This is a genomic window from Jonesia quinghaiensis DSM 15701 (assembly GCF_000423205.1).
In the GTDB taxonomy this organism is placed as follows: domain Bacteria; phylum Actinomycetota; class Actinomycetes; order Actinomycetales; family Cellulomonadaceae; genus Jonesia; species Jonesia quinghaiensis.
The window spans coordinates 359,397-377,429 of the sequence record NZ_AUHN01000004.1 but is presented as its reverse complement, the minus strand read 5'-3'; the positions used below and the strand labels follow the sequence as shown (position 1 = coordinate 377,429).

At 57.3% G+C, this 18,033-nt stretch carries 18 protein-coding genes; 13 read left to right on the top strand and 5 right to left on the bottom strand.

The annotated features are described in order from the left end of the window. The first annotated feature begins 388 nt into the window (after window positions 1-388). Window positions 389-973, top strand: a complete 585-nt coding sequence (locus tag G538_RS0101820) for a DUF1349 domain-containing protein (RefSeq protein ID WP_211218579.1) — start codon at window positions 389-391, stop codon at window positions 971-973. Between the two features lie 82 nt (window positions 974-1,055). Here the strand turns inward: G538_RS0101820 and G538_RS14580 are convergent, their stop codons facing one another. Together G538_RS14580 and G538_RS14575 are read right to left on the bottom strand one after the other, a co-directional pair. Further along, complete coding sequence (locus G538_RS14580; RefSeq protein ID WP_035832752.1) at window positions 1,056-1,271, bottom strand: PLD nuclease N-terminal domain-containing protein; 216 nt, start codon at window positions 1,269-1,271, stop codon at window positions 1,056-1,058. Window positions 1,272-1,434: 163 nt separating this feature from the next. Next, window positions 1,435-1,665, bottom strand: a complete 231-nt coding sequence (locus tag G538_RS14575) for a PLD nuclease N-terminal domain-containing protein (RefSeq protein WP_035832750.1) — start codon at window positions 1,663-1,665, stop codon at window positions 1,435-1,437. 283 nt (window positions 1,666-1,948) lie between these two features. Here G538_RS14575 and G538_RS0101805 point away from each other — a divergent pair, with 283 nt between their 5' ends. From G538_RS0101805 to ptsP, 12 genes are all read left to right on the top strand, one after another. Then, window positions 1,949-2,596 carry a biliverdin-producing heme oxygenase gene (locus G538_RS0101805; RefSeq protein ID WP_084617958.1) on the top strand — a complete coding sequence of 216 codons (648 nt, stop codon included), beginning with the start codon at window positions 1,949-1,951 and terminating at the stop codon, window positions 2,594-2,596. 322 nt (window positions 2,597-2,918) lie between these two features. Beyond that, window positions 2,919-5,312, top strand: coding sequence for an Svx/AvrXca family virulence/avirulence protein (locus G538_RS14570; RefSeq protein WP_084617956.1), 2,394 nt, complete (start codon window positions 2,919-2,921; stop codon window positions 5,310-5,312). Between the two features lie 186 nt (window positions 5,313-5,498). Next, window positions 5,499-6,398: an HtaA domain-containing protein gene (locus G538_RS14565; RefSeq protein WP_051196458.1), complete on the top strand. Its 900-nt coding sequence runs from the start codon at window positions 5,499-5,501 to the stop codon at window positions 6,396-6,398. Further along, window positions 6,395-7,579: a heme/hemin ABC transporter substrate-binding protein gene (locus tag G538_RS0101790; protein ID WP_245566764.1), complete on the top strand. Its 1,185-nt coding sequence runs from the start codon at window positions 6,395-6,397 to the stop codon at window positions 7,577-7,579. The genes G538_RS14565 and G538_RS0101790 overlap by 4 nt, the downstream gene beginning before the upstream one ends. Then, a complete protein-coding gene (locus G538_RS0101785) occupies window positions 7,576-8,607 on the top strand; it encodes a FecCD family ABC transporter permease (protein WP_029067964.1) in 1,032 nt (343 codons plus the stop codon). Before G538_RS0101790 ends, G538_RS0101785 begins: the two co-directional genes overlap by 4 nt. After that, the gene (locus tag G538_RS14560; RefSeq protein ID WP_245566763.1) at window positions 8,604-9,464 is read left to right on the top strand and encodes a heme ABC transporter ATP-binding protein; all 861 of its coding nucleotides are present in this window, start codon (window positions 8,604-8,606) and stop codon (window positions 9,462-9,464) included. The genes G538_RS0101785 and G538_RS14560 overlap by 4 nt, the downstream gene beginning before the upstream one ends. A gap of 290 nt (window positions 9,465-9,754) precedes the next feature. After that, complete coding sequence (locus G538_RS0101775) at window positions 9,755-10,516, top strand: DeoR/GlpR family DNA-binding transcription regulator (RefSeq protein WP_029067963.1); 762 nt, start codon at window positions 9,755-9,757, stop codon at window positions 10,514-10,516. Continuing rightward, window positions 10,513-11,460, top strand: a complete 948-nt coding sequence (locus G538_RS0101770) for a 1-phosphofructokinase family hexose kinase (RefSeq protein ID WP_029067962.1) — start codon at window positions 10,513-10,515, stop codon at window positions 11,458-11,460. Before G538_RS0101775 ends, G538_RS0101770 begins: the two co-directional genes overlap by 4 nt. A 1-nt stretch (window position 11,461) precedes the next feature. Further along, window positions 11,462-11,914 carry a fructose PTS transporter subunit IIA gene (locus G538_RS0101765; RefSeq protein WP_029067961.1) on the top strand — a complete coding sequence of 151 codons (453 nt, stop codon included), beginning with the start codon at window positions 11,462-11,464 and terminating at the stop codon, window positions 11,912-11,914. Next, entirely contained in the window at window positions 11,911-13,428 is a 1,518-nt protein-coding gene (locus G538_RS0101760) for a PTS fructose transporter subunit IIC (protein ID WP_029067960.1), read from the top strand. The genes G538_RS0101765 and G538_RS0101760 overlap by 4 nt, the downstream gene beginning before the upstream one ends. Window positions 13,429-13,458: 30 nt before the next feature. Then, window positions 13,459-13,731, top strand: a complete 273-nt coding sequence (locus tag G538_RS0101755; RefSeq protein ID WP_029067959.1) for an HPr family phosphocarrier protein — start codon at window positions 13,459-13,461, stop codon at window positions 13,729-13,731. After that, complete coding sequence (gene ptsP / locus G538_RS0101750) at window positions 13,728-15,437, top strand: phosphoenolpyruvate--protein phosphotransferase (RefSeq protein WP_029067958.1); 1,710 nt, start codon at window positions 13,728-13,730, stop codon at window positions 15,435-15,437. Before G538_RS0101755 ends, ptsP begins: the two co-directional genes overlap by 4 nt. A 95-nt stretch (window positions 15,438-15,532) precedes the next feature. On the opposite strand, the gene G538_RS17170 is transcribed toward ptsP, so the two are convergent. From G538_RS17170 to G538_RS0101735, 3 genes are all read right to left on the bottom strand, one after another. Next, complete coding sequence (locus G538_RS17170) at window positions 15,533-16,843, bottom strand: HipA domain-containing protein (RefSeq protein WP_169514075.1); 1,311 nt, start codon at window positions 16,841-16,843, stop codon at window positions 15,533-15,535. Continuing rightward, the gene (locus G538_RS17630; RefSeq protein WP_035832748.1) at window positions 16,836-17,351 is read right to left on the bottom strand and encodes a helix-turn-helix transcriptional regulator; all 516 of its coding nucleotides are present in this window, start codon (window positions 17,349-17,351) and stop codon (window positions 16,836-16,838) included. Before G538_RS17630 ends, G538_RS17170 begins: the two co-directional genes overlap by 8 nt. Window positions 17,352-17,546: 195 nt before the next feature. Next, complete coding sequence (locus G538_RS0101735; RefSeq protein ID WP_029067957.1) at window positions 17,547-17,984, bottom strand: hypothetical protein; 438 nt, start codon at window positions 17,982-17,984, stop codon at window positions 17,547-17,549. Window positions 17,985-18,033 lie beyond the last annotated feature (49 nt).

Below are 18,033 nucleotides of genomic sequence, written 5' to 3'. Positions count from 1 at the left end.
TATCGGTCCTATCGTCATCCCGGTTGGTGCGTTCATACTGATGATGTGGACGTCGAAACCAGCCCCACCGCTGTACGCGTTGCTGGTTCTCCCCGTGGTGCTATATGCCAGCGGTATGCTGTCGTGCATCTTAGCCTGGTGGATTGACGGCGCCCCCTCGTACTGGTTTCCACTGTCATCCGACATCTGGAAGCCGAATAGTTTATATACCCTATATGGGCCATATAGGGTATATGGGGTGACGGCTGCGGTCGTGTGGGTGGGCTGCTTGATCCACACATGGAAACACGCGCGCACAACCCGACGCGCTCTCATAAACAACGAAAACTAGAAGAAGAAATAGGCTAATACCTGCGCAGCAATAAGAGTGGTAAGAATGGGGCACAAAATGGTGACGAACATGGAATGGTCACACGGTGCGTGGACTAATGAGCCGGTTCGGGTAGACGAAGACGGTTCGACACTGCGGGTGACCGCCCAAAAAGGCAGCGATGCGTGGCGCACAACGTCGTATGGGTTTGTGCACGACACTGAACATGCCCTCCTCGCGGAGTTTCCAAAGGATTCAGCCATGGAGGTGACGTTCCGGTTGGACTTCACCGATCAGTTTGATCAAGCGGGCCTGTTTGTTCGCGTTGATGCACAGAACTGGACAAAAGTTGGTGTGGAACTCAGTGACGGCATCGAGAACCTTGGGGCAGTGGTTACCCGTGGCATGTCGGACTGGTCGCTGTCACCCGTGCCAAGCTGGGCGGGGCGCAACGTCACTATTCGTGGGAGCCGGTCTGGTAATGCGTTAACCATCCGGGCGCGGGTGGACGACGAGGCCTGGCAACTTGTCCGGGTGGCGCCGCTAGACGCCACAGCAACAGTCACAGCCGGGCCGTTTTGCTGTGCACCCTCGCGTTCCGGATTTACGGTGGACTTTTTGTCGTGGCGTATGACTGACGCTGATGCGAGTCTGCACCCCTGACACGGGGGACAGAGAGGCGTTTTCGCAGCAACCCCACTCAATCGCGTCACCGACATGCGGCTTTTCTCTTGCAGGGTGCAAGTCAGTGTGTGAGGTCTTCGTTGCCTGGGGTGTTGGTTGGTTTCTTGGGGCGTGCGATAAACCAAGCAATGGGGCCAAGCAGAGGCAGGAGCATCACAACTGCGAGCCAGATGATTCGGCTTGTGAGTTCTAGTGCTGGTGAGCACAAGATGCTGATGATCGCAGCGATGACAAGCGCGACGCCGGCATATAGCGCTAATAGAAAAACAAAATCCATGCCGCCATACTAAGCAATTTTAATTCATTCTATCTTTCTGAAACTCATTTCATAATTTGTGACCATTCTCCACCCGTGAGATTCCGGGGTGGAGAGGGCCGGTTTTGTGCCAGCCCATCCATGAGCGCCGCCAAAAGCCGAGGGTGATCCCGAGCAGGGGTAATCAGTGCGTGAAGTGCTTGTTGCTTGGGGTGTTGGTTGGATTTTTGGGGCGTGCGATGAACCACGCGATTGCGCCAATGACCGGGAGCATCAGCACGACGACCACCCAGATGATCCGGTTCGTTTGGTCAAGCGCTGGAGTGCGCATGACGCTCACAAGCGCGGCGATAGTGAGGACTGCACCTAGCGCCATGAGGAGCAATATTGTGGAAATAACATACGAAGGAGACACGGATTTACCTTTAGTTTTCGATGGAACTAATAAGAACTATTTGCGGTGAACATAGTGCGTTTCATTGTCGTGGCAGTGTGGGGTTTGTTGGGCGTGCGACGAACCAATCAGTAGATTCCATGAAGAGATGATAACCCGTTATTCGTTGAGCATCCTTTTTGGGGCATACCTTCACAGTTCTTCGCGACGTCTCACGGTCGTACGTCAGCACCTCGCCCGTGCCACATATTAGTGACCTAGATCACCTAGGGTTACCTTACTTTCTCGTTCTATACTGGCTGTCATGACAGTTAATGTGACGACCCGTCAGAACCAGATCACACTTTCACGGTCGGAGCGGCTTCGTGAGTCCACGATGGCTGAACACAAATCCGCAGAAAACAAGACATACATCGGCTCGCTGATGGGCGGTGAACTAGACCTCGGCGAGTACGCCCGCTACCTGTCCCAACTCGCCCCTGTCTACGTGGCCCTGGAAGCGCGCGCTAACCCCAGCGACCCGGCGTTCCTGCGCGACGCGCGACTACACCGAAGTGCAGCTATTGCATCGGACTTGATTGCTTTGGGTTACCCAGACTGGCGCACCCGCTTCCCTGTTCTCGATGCCACTGCCGCCTACGCGGCGCACCTCGCCGTAGTCAGCGACCAGCACTACAGCATCTACCTGGCGCACCACTACACCCGCTACCTCGGGGACCTCTCCGGGGGGCAAATCATTGCCACCATGATGACCCGCCACTATGGGGCAACTGACGAGCAACTCAACTTCTACCAGTTCGCAGGAATCGACAAACCAGTGCCCTACAAGCGGTCATACCGGGAGCAGATCGATGCCCTTGAACTCACCCCTGAGCAGGACGACCGCCTCATCGCTGAAACCCGGCGCGCATACGAACTCAACGCCGCCGTTTTTGATGCCCTCGGCGCGTAACACACCAGCACGCAGCCAACGGCAAGCAATTAACAAGCAACTAACCCCAGCAATCAAGGCACAGCCAGCCCCAGGCTGTGCCTGTTCGTTTCCCACCCGCCCAGGTTATCCCGTGGCCATGGGGTAGTTCCGAACCAGCCCGTCTGGTACTGAGGTCGCCTGTCCCCCGTTGCTATGAACCGGTTCGCTGCGGCGACACTGCGAAAACATGGTGCAGTCAACCCGTGGAGAATGGCCGATAGTTATCTCCCCACCCCTCCCGTAGTGTCGGGAACCAGCACGTGCAACCTAATCAATCAGGAAATAACGTAAAGGGGTGACAATGAGACAACGACGTATCAGTCGTCTGTCAGGAATCGCGCTCGTTGGTGCATTATTCGGTTCAATGCTGAGCATTCCCGCCGCAGCAAACGCAGCAACCACAACCGGAATAACAAAAGCACCAGTAGCTACCGCAACCAGCGCCACCTGCACAGCAGGCACATGGACCACAGACCCAGCGGTCAAAATGTTTCCAGAGCAATACACTTCCGAACATTTCTCGTTCCGGTGGAAAAGCTCCGACATCAAAAAAGCTGATGTAGAAACGGCAGCGAAATCCCTTGAGGAAATTTGGGGCCACTTCATGACCGCCCCCATTAGTTTTCCCGAACCGCACTGCGACTCCTCCACAAAACGCCGAGTCAACATCGAAATTGACCCAAGCTATGCCCTGACTGGTGGTGTCACCGGTGAAGGCGCAATGGGTATGTGGATTGGCCCCGGGGCGCTCAAAGACCGGTGGGGTCTTGCCCACGAACTCACTCACGCGTTGCAAGGATCAACCAAGTCATTCCGTGACTCCCCCTATGTGGGGTGGATCTGGGAATCCCACGCCAACTGGATGACCCACCAACTCCCCGAGTTCCGCAGTAACGTGCACTGCTCCGAACTGTTCGTCAATAACACCAACCTGTACTACGGCTCCACCCGCAACAACTACTGCAACTGGCAGTTCTGGGAGTACGTCAAGATCAACCACGGCATCGACGCGGTACAAGGCTTGTGGAAAAACGCGCCAAAACCTGGAACATCTGGTTACAACACCGCTGACCCCTTCGCGGTGTTGATGAAAAACCAAGGCTGGTCCATCGATCGTCTTAACGACGAATTTGGGAACTGGGCGATGCGTAACATCACCTGGGACTACGGCACAGACACGTACCGCAAAGCTTATGGCGGTTTCGACAACCTCACCGGTGACCGCACCATGCGCCTCACACCACTGAACACCGTTGATGGTGTGGCTGGACGTTACTCCGTTCCCTTTGAGGCAGCCCCACAACGCTGGGGTTACAACGTGGTGCGCCTGATGCCAGACGCTGGGGCATCAAGCATCACCGTGGGTTTCAACGGGATTGTGCAAGGCGACTCAGCTACTGCGAAACTTCCCGGCTTCGAGAATGAACCATCCAACCCCGGCAAGGCAGCGTCCGGGTGGCGTTGGGGTGTTGTTGTGGAAGGCGCTGACGGTAAACCGCGCTACTCCGCACTGAACAAAACCACTAACGGAACGGTTAACGTGCCCCTAAAATCTGGGGATAAAGGCGTGTACCTCACGGTGCTTGGCGCTCCCACTGAACTCCAGAGCATCAAGCACAACCAGCCGTACTACTCGATCTACCGTTACCCCTGGACTGTTGACCTCACGGGTGCAAAGCCCGCTGAACTACCAAAGCCGGCAGGTCGCGCACACAGCAACGGAGGCGGTTGGGTAGCAAACGGTGCCACTGTCGCACAGTCAGCGTATGTAGGTCCCCGCGCCCGAGTACTGGGCGGGACAGTGTCCGGTAACGCACGGATCGAAGACCACGCCACCATCATGAGCGGCACCGTCACCGACAACGCAGTTGTTCGGGGGATGTCCCTTGTGCGCGGCAACGCAAAGATCAGCGGAAACGCGGTCATCAACACGACGTTCCGTGGTGTTGGTGCATTCCAATCAAACATCACCGTGTCGGGTAACGCCCAAATCCACGGTGACAATGAACTGTGGCCCACCAGTTTTGAGTCCGGGGTGTGGTACGGGTTTGCTGATGACGACACCAAAAAAACCCACCCGATGCGCAACCTCACTGCACCGGTCAGTGAAGTGACACGCAAACCCACCGCAGCCGACTACACGGCGAAACCACCAGTGTCGGGCGGCGAGCCAACAACACCGGCGCCTGAGCCGACGCCTGAACCAGAACCCACTAACCCGGCACCAACACCACAACCAACCAACCCAACAGACCCCACCACCCCAGGGGCGCCGGTCACGGCAACCCCGGTGACTGTGCAGTCGTATAACTTCCCACAGCGTTTCATTCGCCACCAGCACTACGTGGGCCGGATTGACCCGTTGCAGAACACTGACGACTGGAACTGGAAGCGAGTCGCTGGGCTCAGCACCGGTGACGGCACCAGGGTGTCTTTTGAATCAGCGAACTTCCCCGGCTATTACCTGCGCCAAGTTGGCCGGGAAGTGAAAGTGGAACGCAACGACGGCACAGCTGCATTCGCCCAATCGGCAACGTTCCGCGAGATACCAGGGCTTGCCGACGCATCGGCGGTGTCTTTCGAGGCAGTTAGCGCACCTGACCGCTACCTACGGCACTACGGATACGTGCTGTACGTTGACCCGGTTCTCACCGCCGTTTCACGGGCTGATGCAACCTGGCGGGTTGTGAAGTAGGGCCCCGCAACATAACGATGCGTGTGCCCGGTAGTCGTGATGTCACGGCTACCGGGCACACCTCTTTCCATCAACAACCAGCCTGTGGGCTTAGGTTGACCTAACTAGGCCTGAAGGCCTAGTCTCAGGACGTTAGATAAGGATTACCTCACCTAACTCATCCGTGCTGAGCGATAGAGAGAGCCGATGCCCGCCCTGCATCTTCCCCCAACCCGCAGCAACCGCCGGGTTGCCGCTGTAAGTGCAGCTGCGCTTGTTGTGCTTACCTGCGCTGCAGCGTATCCAGCCCACAGTGCAGTCGTCACGAACATGGCAAATGAAACCAGTAACACTGCTGCTGAAGGTGCTTTGACGTGGGGGTTTAAGGAATCTTTCCGCTCATACATTTCAGGGACTATCGCCAAGGGCGAGTGGGAAACCCTTAACGGTGCTTCATATGAAACCCCTCAGTTTTCATGGCCCACAAACAATGCGACGTTTGATGTGCAAACATTAGTTGGTGACATCGAATTTGTAGGAGATGTCCACTTCACGGGGCATAAAGGGCTACTTGACACCACTATTTCTCATCCCACGTTGCGCCTTGATGGTAGTGACACCGCTATCTTGCACCTTGACGTTGCTGGGGTCACCATGGACGCCGCAATGTCTGGTGAAGACAGCGAACCTGAGGTCACTGAAGACGTCCCATTTGCTGCAGTGAACGTCTCTGACCTACGTATTGACTCAACCAGCGACACTGTGACAGTCACAGGCGAAGATATGCCTGCGGTGATCACTGAGGAAGGGGCAGTTGCTTTCCCTAACTATGAAGCTGGTTCAGAACTTGACCTCATCACCGTCGTAGTGGACCTTCCTGTGTCTGATGGTGCGGATGCAGTCGCGCAAGATGCTGACACAACTGCCGAAGGCGCCGCCGCAACACAGGACACAGGCACGCCCGCTGATGCTGCACGCAGCGATGAGGCATCGGACGCATCCGCACAAAGCCGCAACCTGGTGCCTGCGGTCGCAGCCGGGGCAGGTGCTGTGGCACTTATCGGTGTGGTCGGCGTTGTTCTGATGCGTAAGCGAGCTCGCTCATGACTGGTCTTCTCGACAGTGCCACCCCGCATCTGCACCCCCGCCGCCGCCGCAGCCCCCGCCGTTCGATGTTGGCGCGGTTCGTTGCTCCTGTTGTTCTTGCGGTGTTGGTGGCGGGCGGGTGCAGTGCCCCGTCTGCGACCGCCCCACGTGATGATGCCGCCACAGCACCTATCTCTCAGGTTGCACTGTCTGACCTTGATGTTGTGGAGAGCCCACGTGACTATGTTGGCGAATCCACTGCTGTGCTCCCCAACGCGGCTATTACCCCAGTTCAGGAGTCACCTGAACAGCGTTTGCCTTCCACTGTCACCTCAAACGATCTTGGCGGAGAGCGTGAGGTGACAGTGGGCGACACGTCTCGGGTGGTGACTCTTGATATGTCGGGGTCTATTGCCGCCACGGTGTGGGGTCTTGGTTTTGGTGACACTCTTGTGGGCCGTGACCAGTCCACGTCGTTCCCTGGTGTTCAGGATTTGCCGGTGGTGACTTCTGGTGGGCACACCATTAACGCTGAGTCGGTGATTGGTCTTGCCCCGACGTTAGTGATTACTGATGGTTCGGTGGGGCCGCGTGACGTGGTGGAGCAACTGCGTGACGTGGGTATCACTGTGGTTTTTGTTGCGAATGACCCGTCATTTGCCGGTGCGGAACAGCTCGCTCATGATGTGGCGGACGTCTTTGGGGCGCCTGAGGCGGGGGATGCTTTGGCGCAGCAGATTTCCGCCGATGTTCAACGCACTGTTGATGACATTGCTGCGATTGCCCCCACTGAGGATGGCGAACGGTTGCGGATGGTGTTTTTGTATTTGCGTGGTTCGGCTGGCGTGTATTACCTGTTTGGTGACGAGTCGGGTGCGGATGACCTCATTGGCGCGTTGGGTGGCGTGGATGTTGCCGGTGAGTTGGGCTGGGACGGCATGAAACCTCTCACCGATGAGGCGATGGTTGCTGCTGATCCTGATCTGATTCTGGTCATGTCTAAGGGCCTAGAGTCCGTTGGCGGGGTTGACGGGTTGTTGGCGGATAAACCGGCGATTGCGTTGACCTCTGCTGGTGAGCACAGGCGGTTTGTGGACATGGAGGACGGCCAAATTTTGTCTTTTGGTCCGCGTAGCGCAGCCCTTCTCGACGCTCTTGCCCGCGCCGTGTATGCACCTGCAGCTTCGGGTAGTACCTCGTGACGCGGCGGGGCATTGCCCTCGCCGTCACCTCATTGTTGCTCCTGCTGGGTGTTGTGTTGTCAGCTGGTTTGGGGCAACTTCCCATTGGTCCAGCCCAGGTGTTGGGGTCGGTGGCTCAACGCATCGGGATTGCGAATTCGTGGGCGCCTGACCAAGTGCTCATTGAGCAAACGTTGTGGCAGATTCGTTTCCCACGTGTGGCGATGTCATTGCTGGTAGGGGCGCTTTTGGCGGTTGCTGGCGCGGTGATGCAAGCAATTTTTGGCAACCCTTTGGCTGAGCCTGGTGTGGTGGGAGTGTCCTCTGGTGCCGCGTTAGGTGCTGCCGCAACTATTGCAACCGGTGTGACGTTTCTGGGGGCGTGGACCACGGCGGTAGCCGCGTTTTTGGGTGGTTTAGCGGCAACTTTGGTGGTGTATGCGACGGCTCGTGCTCAGGGGCGCACCGAAATTGTGACGCTTTTGCTGACTGGTGTCGCGGTGAATGCTTTTGCTGGGGCGGGGTTGGCGTTGTTTATGTTTGCGGGAAGTTCCGCAGCGCGCGAGCAGATTGTGTTTTGGCAGCTTGGCACAATGAACGGGTCACGCTGGAATGAAGTGCTTATCGTGGCGGTTGTGGGAATTCCTGCGGCCATTGTGGCGATAACTCTTGCTCACCGTTACGACCTCCTGGCGTTGGGTGACCGCACAGCCTCCCACTTGGGTGTGCGGGTGGAACGGTTACGTATTGCGTCTGTGGTGATTGTTGCTCTCCTCACTGGTGTTGCGGTGGCATTTGTTGGGATCATTGCTTTTGTGGGGTTGGTGATTCCCCACTTGATCCGCATGCTCCTTGGACCTTCTCACCACACGCTGCTTCTCATGTCCCTGCTGGGTGGGGCAACCCTCATGGTGTACGCGGACCTCCTAGCTCGCACGCTGATTATCAGCGCTGACCTGCCCATTGGTTTGTTGACGTCACTGGTGGGTGGGCCGTTCTTTTACTGGCTGATCCGCCGTAACCGCAAGCTTGCTGGGGGGTGGGTATGACAACCCGCCCGATGCCTGCCCAACCTGGTCCATGCCACGGGGCGCCGCGTAGCCAAAGGGTTACACCCCAGGCTGGCTCATCTGCGTTTTCAGCGGTTGGTGTCAGCTACGCAGTCGGTTCAACGCAGATTTTGCGTGACGTGACCGTGCATATCCCTTACGGCCGGGTGCTTGCGCTTGTTGGCCCCAATGGCGCCGGAAAATCAACGCTCCTTGGCGCCCTTACCGGTGATGTCACCCCCAGCGCAGGGCAGGTGTTTCTTGACGGGCAAGCCCTGTCGCACTGGCAACCGCGCGACCTTGCCCGCACCCGTGCAGTTCTCCTCCAAGCCAATGCTGTGGCGTTTTCGTTCACTGCCCGCCAAGTCATCGAGATGGGTAGGGCGCCGTGGATTGGCACCCCACAATCGGACCGTGACGAGGAGGTGATCGCCGCCGCGATCACCCGCACGGACGTTGCTCACCTGCAAGAACGTTCCTACCCGACGATGTCGGGTGGTGAACGGGCCCGCGTGTCACTAGCTCGTGTGCTGGCGCAGGAGACACGCATCGTGCTGCTGGATGAACCCACCGCAGCGTTAGACCTACGCCACCAAGAAGACGTGCTCACTATCGCCCGCGAACTCGCCCGCGAAGGGCGGGCAGTGGTGGTGGTACTCCACGACCTTTCCTTGGCGGCAGCCTACTCAGATGACATTGCCGTTATGCAGGGCGGGAAAATTGTTGCTCACGGGACACCGCATGAGGTCCTCACTGAGGAACTGGTTGAACGGGTCTACGACACCCCGGTGCGGGTCATGATCGACTCCGACACTGGCGCCCCGATTGTCATGCCCCGCCGCACTCGGACATCGTAACGGACATTGCATCGGACATAACACGGCGCGCACACAGCCCCGTGCTGCTCACCATGTAGTCATTTAACGTCCACGCGTCACCCACAATTCACCAATGGATACAGGTATACCGGGTGGAAACTTGGAACATCCGTGCAGGTAACAACGGTGCTTTACCCCCGAATCTTTTGGTTAATGTCCGACTCTGTTTGTTTTAGTTGACCGCGTGTTCACACTCGGGCATAATCGGACTATCGCAACAACGACTGTGCGACCCAGCTCAAAGCGGCGCTGACAGAAGGGACAAGGACGTGTACGCCCCAGAACGACACACCGAAATCCTCTCCCGCGCACGCTCAGCCGGCCGCGTCGAAGTCACCGCCCTAGCAACCGACCTCGACGTCACCCAAGAAACCATCCGCCGCGACCTCACCGCACTCGAACGCCGCGGCCTCCTACGCCGCGTACACGGCGGCGCAATCCCCGTCGAACGCCTCGGCCTCGAACCCGCCGTCAGCGAACGCGAACACACCAACCCCGAATCCAAAGACGCCATCTCCCGGGCAGCACTCAACGAACTCCCCGAAAACGGCTCCATCCTCCTCGACGCCGGCACCACCACAGTGCGCCTCGCCGCACTCATCCCCCACGACGCAGAACTTGTCGTCGTCACCCACGCCATCGCCGTCGCCAACGCACTGTCCAACCACCCCGGCATCACCCTGCACCTCGTCGGCGGACAAGTCCGCGGACGAACCCTCGCAGCAGTCGGACCCTGGGCGCTCGCAGCCCTCCAAAACATCCACGTCGATGTGGCATTTGTTGGAACCAACGGGCTCAGCGTGGAACGAGGACTCACCACACCAGACATTGACGAAGCCGAAGTGAAACGCGCACTCGTCCGAGCAGCCCGGCGCACCGTCGTCATGGCTGATCACAGCAAACTTGGACGCGACGAATTCGCGTCCTTCGCACCGGTCACAGCAATCGACACGCTGATCACCGATGCCACAGCAGAAACAGAAATCCTCAGAGACCTCGACCTTCAAGGCGTGACGGTGGTGCAAGCATGATCATTACACTGACCCCAAACCCGAGCATCGACCGGGCTTATGACCTCACCACACTGGTGCCAGGAGAGGTGAACCGATCCCACGCCTCCCACGTTGACGCAGGTGGCAAAGGTATTAACGTCTCCCGTGGCCTGCACCTCAACGGTGTGGAAACTACGGCGGTTATGCCCTACAGCGGCCCTGACGGTGATCTGTTGGTGTCACTACTCAGCGCAGCAGACATCTCCGTTCTTCCGGTATGCGGGCAAGGGGACACCCGCTCCAACATCACCCTGGTGGAAGAAAGCGGCTCCACCACCAAAATCAACGCACCAGGCCCCATCCTCACCGAAACTACGCTCAACGGGATCCTCAAAACTGTCGCCGATGTCCTGCATGCAGGTGACATTGTTGTTGGGGCTGGGAGCCTGCCCGCAGGTGCACCAGACGACCTCTACGTGCAACTCGCCCAGGTAGCCGCAGCCAAAGGCGGACAACTTGTCCTCGACACCTCAGGGACACCGCTCGCCACAGCTGTTGCAGCTGGTGGGCTCGCCCTCATCAAACCCAATGAGGACGAACTCGGTGAACTTGTCGGTCGCACCCTGCACACCGTAGGAGAAGTCGTCACCGCTGCACGCGAAGTCATCAACCAAGGAACCGAGGCAGTACTTGTCAGCCTCGGCGCCAACGGTGCACTTCTCGTCACAGCCACTAACACCTGGTGGGCCGGCGGGCCCGCCCTGATTCCCGCATCGACCGTGGGGGCCGGAGACATGACCCTCGCCGGTTACCTGTCCGTACCCAACGCGGACATCCCAGACCGACTGAAAACAGCAGTCGCCTGGGGGCGGGCGGCAGTACTCCTCCCCGGAACAGCTGTCCCCACCCCCGACCTTATTGACGTCGCATCCGTGCGACTTGTTGCTGAACCTGACCCCTCGACCCCCCTCAAGGAGCTGTGACATGAGTACCCCCCTCATCCTCCCCGAACTCGTCGCCGTCGACGTTGACGCGGCGGACGCAAACGCTGTAATCGACATTCTCGCTCAGCGTCTCGCAGAAGCAGGCCGCGTCACCGACGCAGCTGTTTTTGCTACCGATGTCCGTGCCCGTGAGGCAAAGACATCAACCGGTATGCCAGGTGGAATCGGCCTACCACACGCCAAATCCGAAGCCGTTTTGGCTCCGTCACTTGCTGTCGCAAAGGTGCCAGCAGGTGTTGATTTTGGTGCACCTGATGGACCAGCAACCCTCGTCTTCCTCATCGCAGCGCCCGCTGCTGGTGAAGGCGACCACTTAAAAATCCTTGCCGCACTTGCCCGGAAACTTGTCCACGCAGACTTCAAAGATTCACTGCGTGCGGCACCAGACGGCGCTGCAGTAGCGGCCATCGTGAATGAGGCGGTGTCATTGTGAAATTCGTAGCAGTAACCTCATGCCCAACGGGCATTGCACACACATACATGGCGGCGGAGGCCCTCGAGCAAGCTGGTAAAGCAGCTGGCCACGAGGTCACCGTAGAAACACAAGGTTCCGCAGGAACCGACGCCATTGACGACGCCGCTATTGCAGCAGCAGACGGTGTCATCTACGCAGCCGACCTAGAGGTCAAAGGCCGTGAACGTTTCGCCGGCAAACCTTTCGTTGACGTTGGTGTGAAGCGCGGCGTCCACGAAGCAGCCAAAGTCATTGAAGAAGCTGTTGCAGCAGTGGAACGCGGAGTTCCAGCAGGGTCCGCAGCAGCGGCCCCCGCAGCAGGTGGCCCCGCGACCAAGGTCGATGCAAACGCCAGTGTTGGCACCAAAATCCGCCAATGGCTGATGACCGGTGTCTCCTACATGATTCCGTTTGTCGCAGCCGGTGGTATTCTCATCGCCCTCGCATTCATGCTCGCAAACGTGGCATGGGGCGGCGCTGAAGGTGCCATTGAAGTTACCGCTGTTGACCAAGCAGCTGTATGGGCTGATTTCGACTGGGGTAACCTTCAGCACTACGCCGTGGCGTTGTTGGGTGTTGGTGGCCTAGCCTTCGGGTTCCTTGTTCCAGTGCTCTCCGGTTTCATCGCCTACGGAATTGCTGACCGCCCCGGTCTTGTACCAGGCTTCGTTGGTGGAGCAGCGTCAGTAGCTGTTGGCGCTGGGTTCCTCGGTGGTTTGGTCACTGGCTTCCTTGCCGGTTTCGTTGCCCTGTGGATCAGCCGTTGGAAGGTCGCCAAGGGTGTGCGTGGGATCATGCCAGTGGTCGTTATCCCACTACTGTCATCCCTGATCGTTGGGTTCTTGACCCTCGTAGTTATTGGTACCCCCATCGCTGCGCTCATGCGTGGGCTGGAAAGCTGGCTCGGCGGCCTGGGCGGAAACCAACTGGTACTCCTCGGTCTTATCCTTGGAGCCATGATGGGCTTTGACCTCGGTGGCCCAGTGAACAAGGTGGCTTACACCTTCGCCGTCACCGGTTTGGCAACAACAGGTCTTACCGCTGACGCAGCCCAATACAAGATCATGGCAGCTGTGATGGCTTCCGGTATGGTCGCACCACTGGCAATGGCGCTCGCCACCACAGTGCGTAAGCGTCTCTTCACCGAAGCGGAACGCGAAAACGGTAAAGCAGCGTGGCTGCTCGGTGCCTCCTTCATCTCCGAAGGTGCCATCCCATTCGCTGCCGCTGACCCGCTGCGCGTCATCCTCGCGTCGCTGGTAGGTTCATCAGTGACAGGTGCACTGAGCATGGCATTCGGGGTCACCCTTGTTGCCCCACACGGTGGTGTGTGGGTGCTCCCACTCATCGGTAACCCGATTGGGTTCCTGATCTCCATCATCGCTGGTGTGCTGGTCGCCGCACTGATCGTGGTTGTCCTCAAGGAGATCCGCTACAACAAAATCAACGCAGCACAACAGGCACCGCAGCACACTGCGGTTACCACCGCATAACAAAACCCACAGGCTTCGAGAGGACCAATCATGTCAAGCCGCATCGTCACCGTCGCATCGTCCGCTGGACTTCACGCCCGCCCAGCCACCCTCATCAGTCAAGCAGCAGCCAGCGCAGGAGTGCCCGTTACCATCGGGCGCCCCGGCCAAGAGCCAGTGGACGCATCCAGCGTCCTGCTCCTCATGACACTGGGTGTTGGGCACGGCGAAGACGTCGAGGTCACCGTTGACGGTGACGATGCGGTACTCGATTCCATCGTGGAACTCATCACGACCGACCTTGATGCCGAGGACGCATCATGACCACCACCGTTCTCAGCGGAACAGGTGTCGGCCGTAAAGCTGTCATCGGTCCCATCGCGCAGGTGCGAGCATCAGTAGATGCCGCCCCTGACGCGGTGGTGACCCGTGACGGGGCTGAAGTACCAGCAGACCAACTCCCAGACCTCATTGCTCAATCCTTCAAACAGGTTGAGCAGAACCTGAAAAACCAGGCAGCAGGGGCATCAGGAAGTTTGGCAGCTGTCCTGACCGCAGCCGCACAAATCGCAGCAGACCCAGCGCTTGTCGCGAAGTCACAAGCGAACCTCAAAGCCGGGAAACCAGCAGTCGCCGCCATCGACGACGCGGTGAACGAATTTGTTGCCCTCTTTGAAAAACTTGGCGGCATGATGGCTGAGCGCGTCACAGACCTCAAGTCTGTGCGTGACCGTGTCATCGCCGCACTGCTCGACCAACCACAACCTGGTGTGCCAAGCCTGGACGTCCCCAGCATCATCGTTGCGGAAGACCTCGCCCCCGCTGACACAGCAGCACTGGACCTGGACAAGGTCCTGGCAATTGTCACCGAACTTGGCGGCCCGACCGGCCACACGGCAATTATTGCTGGCCAACTAGGGCTCCCCTGCCTGGTGCAGGTACGCGGCATCACGAACTTGGAAGACGGCACCGTTGTTGCGGCTGACGCCTCAACGGGGAAAGTCACCGTCAACCCTGGTGACGACATTGCCGCTGACATTCAAGCGAAAGTTGAGTTCGAGAAGCAACTCGACGCTGACACCGAACCAGGTGCCACCGCTGACGGGCACACCATCGCCCTGCTCGCAAACATTGGGACCGCAGCCGACGCTGTGCGCGCCTCAGCTCGCACAGATGGCCACGTGGTTGAAGGGTCAGGGTTGTTCCGCACCGAGGTGCTGTTCCTTGACTCCCCGAAAGCTCCCTCAGTGGAGCAGCAAACCAAAGAATACGCGGGTGTGCTGTCCGCTTTTGAGGGGCGCAAAGTTGTTGTGCGAACCCTCGACGCTGGTGCTGACAAACCCCTCGCATTCGCTACCCAGCCAGATGAAGAAAACCCGGCGCTTGGTGTGCGCGGTTTCCGCAGCGCACGCCTACACCCGCAACTTCTCAGCGACCAGTTGGCTGCCCTCGCCCAAGCGTCCCATGACACGGGGACAAAACCGTGGGTGATGGCACCAATGGTGGCGACACCAGCAGAAGCACGGGACTTCGCTACTCAAGCCCGCGAACACGGGTTGGAGAAAGTTGGGGTCATGGTGGAGGTGCCGTCAGCGGCGCTCCGTGCCCGGGCGATCTTGGCTGAAGTGGACTTTGTGTCCATTGGGTCCAACGACCTCGCCCAGTACACGATGGCCACCGACCGGTTGCGTGGGGAACTATCTGACCTGCTCGACTCGTGGCAACCAGCGATCCTCGACCTGATCGCGTCCACCGCAGCGGCAGGCCGCGAACTGGGTAAACCTGTGGGTGTGTGCGGCGAATCCGCGGCAGACCCCCTCATGGCCCTAGTGCTCACCGGGCTGGGTATCACCAGCTTGTCGATGTCCTTGGGTTCAATCCCAGCGGTTCGTTTCTCACTGCGCCGCCACACATTCGCGCAGTGTGAAGCGATCGCCCAAGCAGCGTTGGCTGGGAACTCCCCAGAGGAATCCCGTGCCAACGTCATTGAACTCCTCGCACCTGAGGTGAAAGCGGCGCTCGTCGTCTAACCTCCACAGCAACTCACCGCCACAGTGAGATGCACCAACAGAGGGAAGCCCCGGCATTGTGTGTTGCCGGGGCTTCCCTGTATTGTGGCCCGTTTTTACTCCTGGGACTCTGGTGACAGCAGATGCTTGACACGTTTAGTCTGAGAGAAAATCACATAAGGCAAATTTTTTACTGCCTGTAGTTGTTGATATTCGATTGGCAGTTCCTCGATTACGTCGATCAGAATTGCCTGTATGTTTGCTGCGACATATGCGGCAAAAACTGCTGAATAATTGGGTTCTAGTTCGCATTCTCTATTGATCTCATTTAACGAATCAAGAGTGAAATCACCAATTTTGAACTTCTTGTTGACGGACATGGCAAGTGCGACATTGTCGAATGCTGTGTAATCTAAAGCTTTACAGGTACTTTCCAGCTCGAAAGCCAGACTGCAGTTAAGGTCGTAGAGAGGTGTCAAAGATACATTGTTGGGAAGGATCCTCACAGAAAAGTTTTTTGAATGGGCATCTGCATGACCCATGATCCAAAAGAAAACCAGACTGTGTGCCAGAGCTCTTCTGGCGCTCTGAATGAATTCAGGATTCACGTGCTTAGTGATGACGCTGAGCATGTCTTTGTAGCCTGGGCCCCCATCGCTCTCGTACTTTCTGAGGACAGGGGTTCCTGTTGCTTGGGCGAAGTCCTCTTGATGGATCCTGCGCAGACTACCGCCGTAATACTCTCTGTCGAATCGTTCGACTACGAGAACATGTTCGCCATCGAACTGCCTGATCGAGGTTTGTGCCGTCTCTAGACCTAGTTGTTCCGCAACACGCATCATGACGTGCTCGGTGATGTCTGATCCGTCGAAGTTGTTGACGCCAGGTTTGAAGATGTGCGTTGATGGGTGTGCGCCTGACGGTTCAAACCACTGGTTATCAACCAACGCTAGAGCGAACTTCCCCTGAGCGCCGCCTAGGGAAAACTGTCCGCCAGCAGTGTCTTTCATGTTCCACTGGGTAGAGTCATTCCGGATCTGCCGTATGCGAGCGGCGATGGATGCATCAGTAATAGGTGTTAATGCAGTCTTTCTCTGTTGAGATTTCTCGTAAGGGTAGATTTCAAGTCCGCCAGCTACATCCTCCCCGTAGATTGCAAGGAGGTCAAAGGCGTCAATGCTGTCGAGACCCGCGTCCCGAGCCCACTGTGTTCTCACTTCTGGTCTATCAGGAAGCAGGTTCTCCAAAAAGAACTCCACAGTTTTCCCCGAGTAAGGTGTTGTTGTCAGTGGAAACTGGAGTGAGATCGGGGCACTTTGATCGTCGAGTACATATTGAGCGTCGTATTGCAGCGAAATGATGCGATCATCCCGCACGATGCGTGCGGCTAGAGCGTCATACAAGTAAATGAAGAGTGTCTCAGTCACCAGATTCATCCCGACTAGTCTCAATACTGCTGACTCGATTTACCTTTTTGTGGTCAGCAAGAAGCCCCTCTGTGGCATCCCTAAGGTGGAGATCCACCATAGATCCAAGTGTCTCGTTGACGTTTGGGCCTTTAATTGCTTCCAGAAACGTTGTAAATGGTTTATTCAAAACTTTTGCTGATCGTGTTGTCAAAGGTGTTTGCGACGTTGAATGCTGCGATAGTTTCTGCGAAAGGCCTGTTACCCAGTTCCTCTCGGGTGTCTCAGCTTGACCCCAGCTTGATGTGTCGTCGGTGTGGCTTTCCGGTTGACCAGTCAACGTGATGTCGAGTTCCTTAAACACTGCGAGGTAGGTGTCGAACGATGCCCCACCTTTGCCTTGTTCGATGCGTGCGATGGTTTGCCGTGTGACACCAACGCGTTCAGCGAGTTGTTGCTGAGTGATCTCAGCGAGAACACGGCTGGTGTGGATCAATCGCGCTGCTTCGTGGGCGCTAGTGATCTTCATGAGCCCTCCAACGTGTTCGAAACATGTAACACCGCCTCGGGTGTATCAAAAATGTAACACACTACGCTGTGTTAATGATATAGAACATGACCCGTTGCACAGTGTTGCACATCGCTCTTCACCCTGGGTGTGTGTTCGTTTTTTATAACCTGTTAGTCATGTTATAAAAAACGAACATGTCTGACTGCTCTTGTCCTACGACTCTTCTAGCTTGCCAGTTTCGCGTTCAATCCATGGTGTAAGAACAAGCCAAAGGAGTACGGCAAGCAAAGCAGAGAGAGCAGCGCCGAGAAAGTTATCAAAGTAAATAAGAAGCAGGGGTGTAGTGAGGCCCCACTCCGCAGCAGCCTGTACCGCTTGGTGTGTGAACGGGTTCAGCGAAAAAAGCGGGGCAAGCACTTTTGTAAAAGCCTCGGTGATTGTGGAAATAAGGTAAACAACGGGAATCATCCACAGGACGTGGAGCAGGCTCCAACCGGTGATCCCGTCTCTCAACGTTCCTATTTCAGGAATCAATGACATGGCAAAGACACTTAGCGCTAACGGTATGCCAACCCCAACGATGGCAAAAAGCACGAGACCTAGTGTAGCCAACCCTCCAAGCCAAGTGGTTGCTTTTTCGTCGTCATTCACAATGCGCCACCCTTTGGCTGAACGATGAATGTCCAGCAGTCAGCATCGA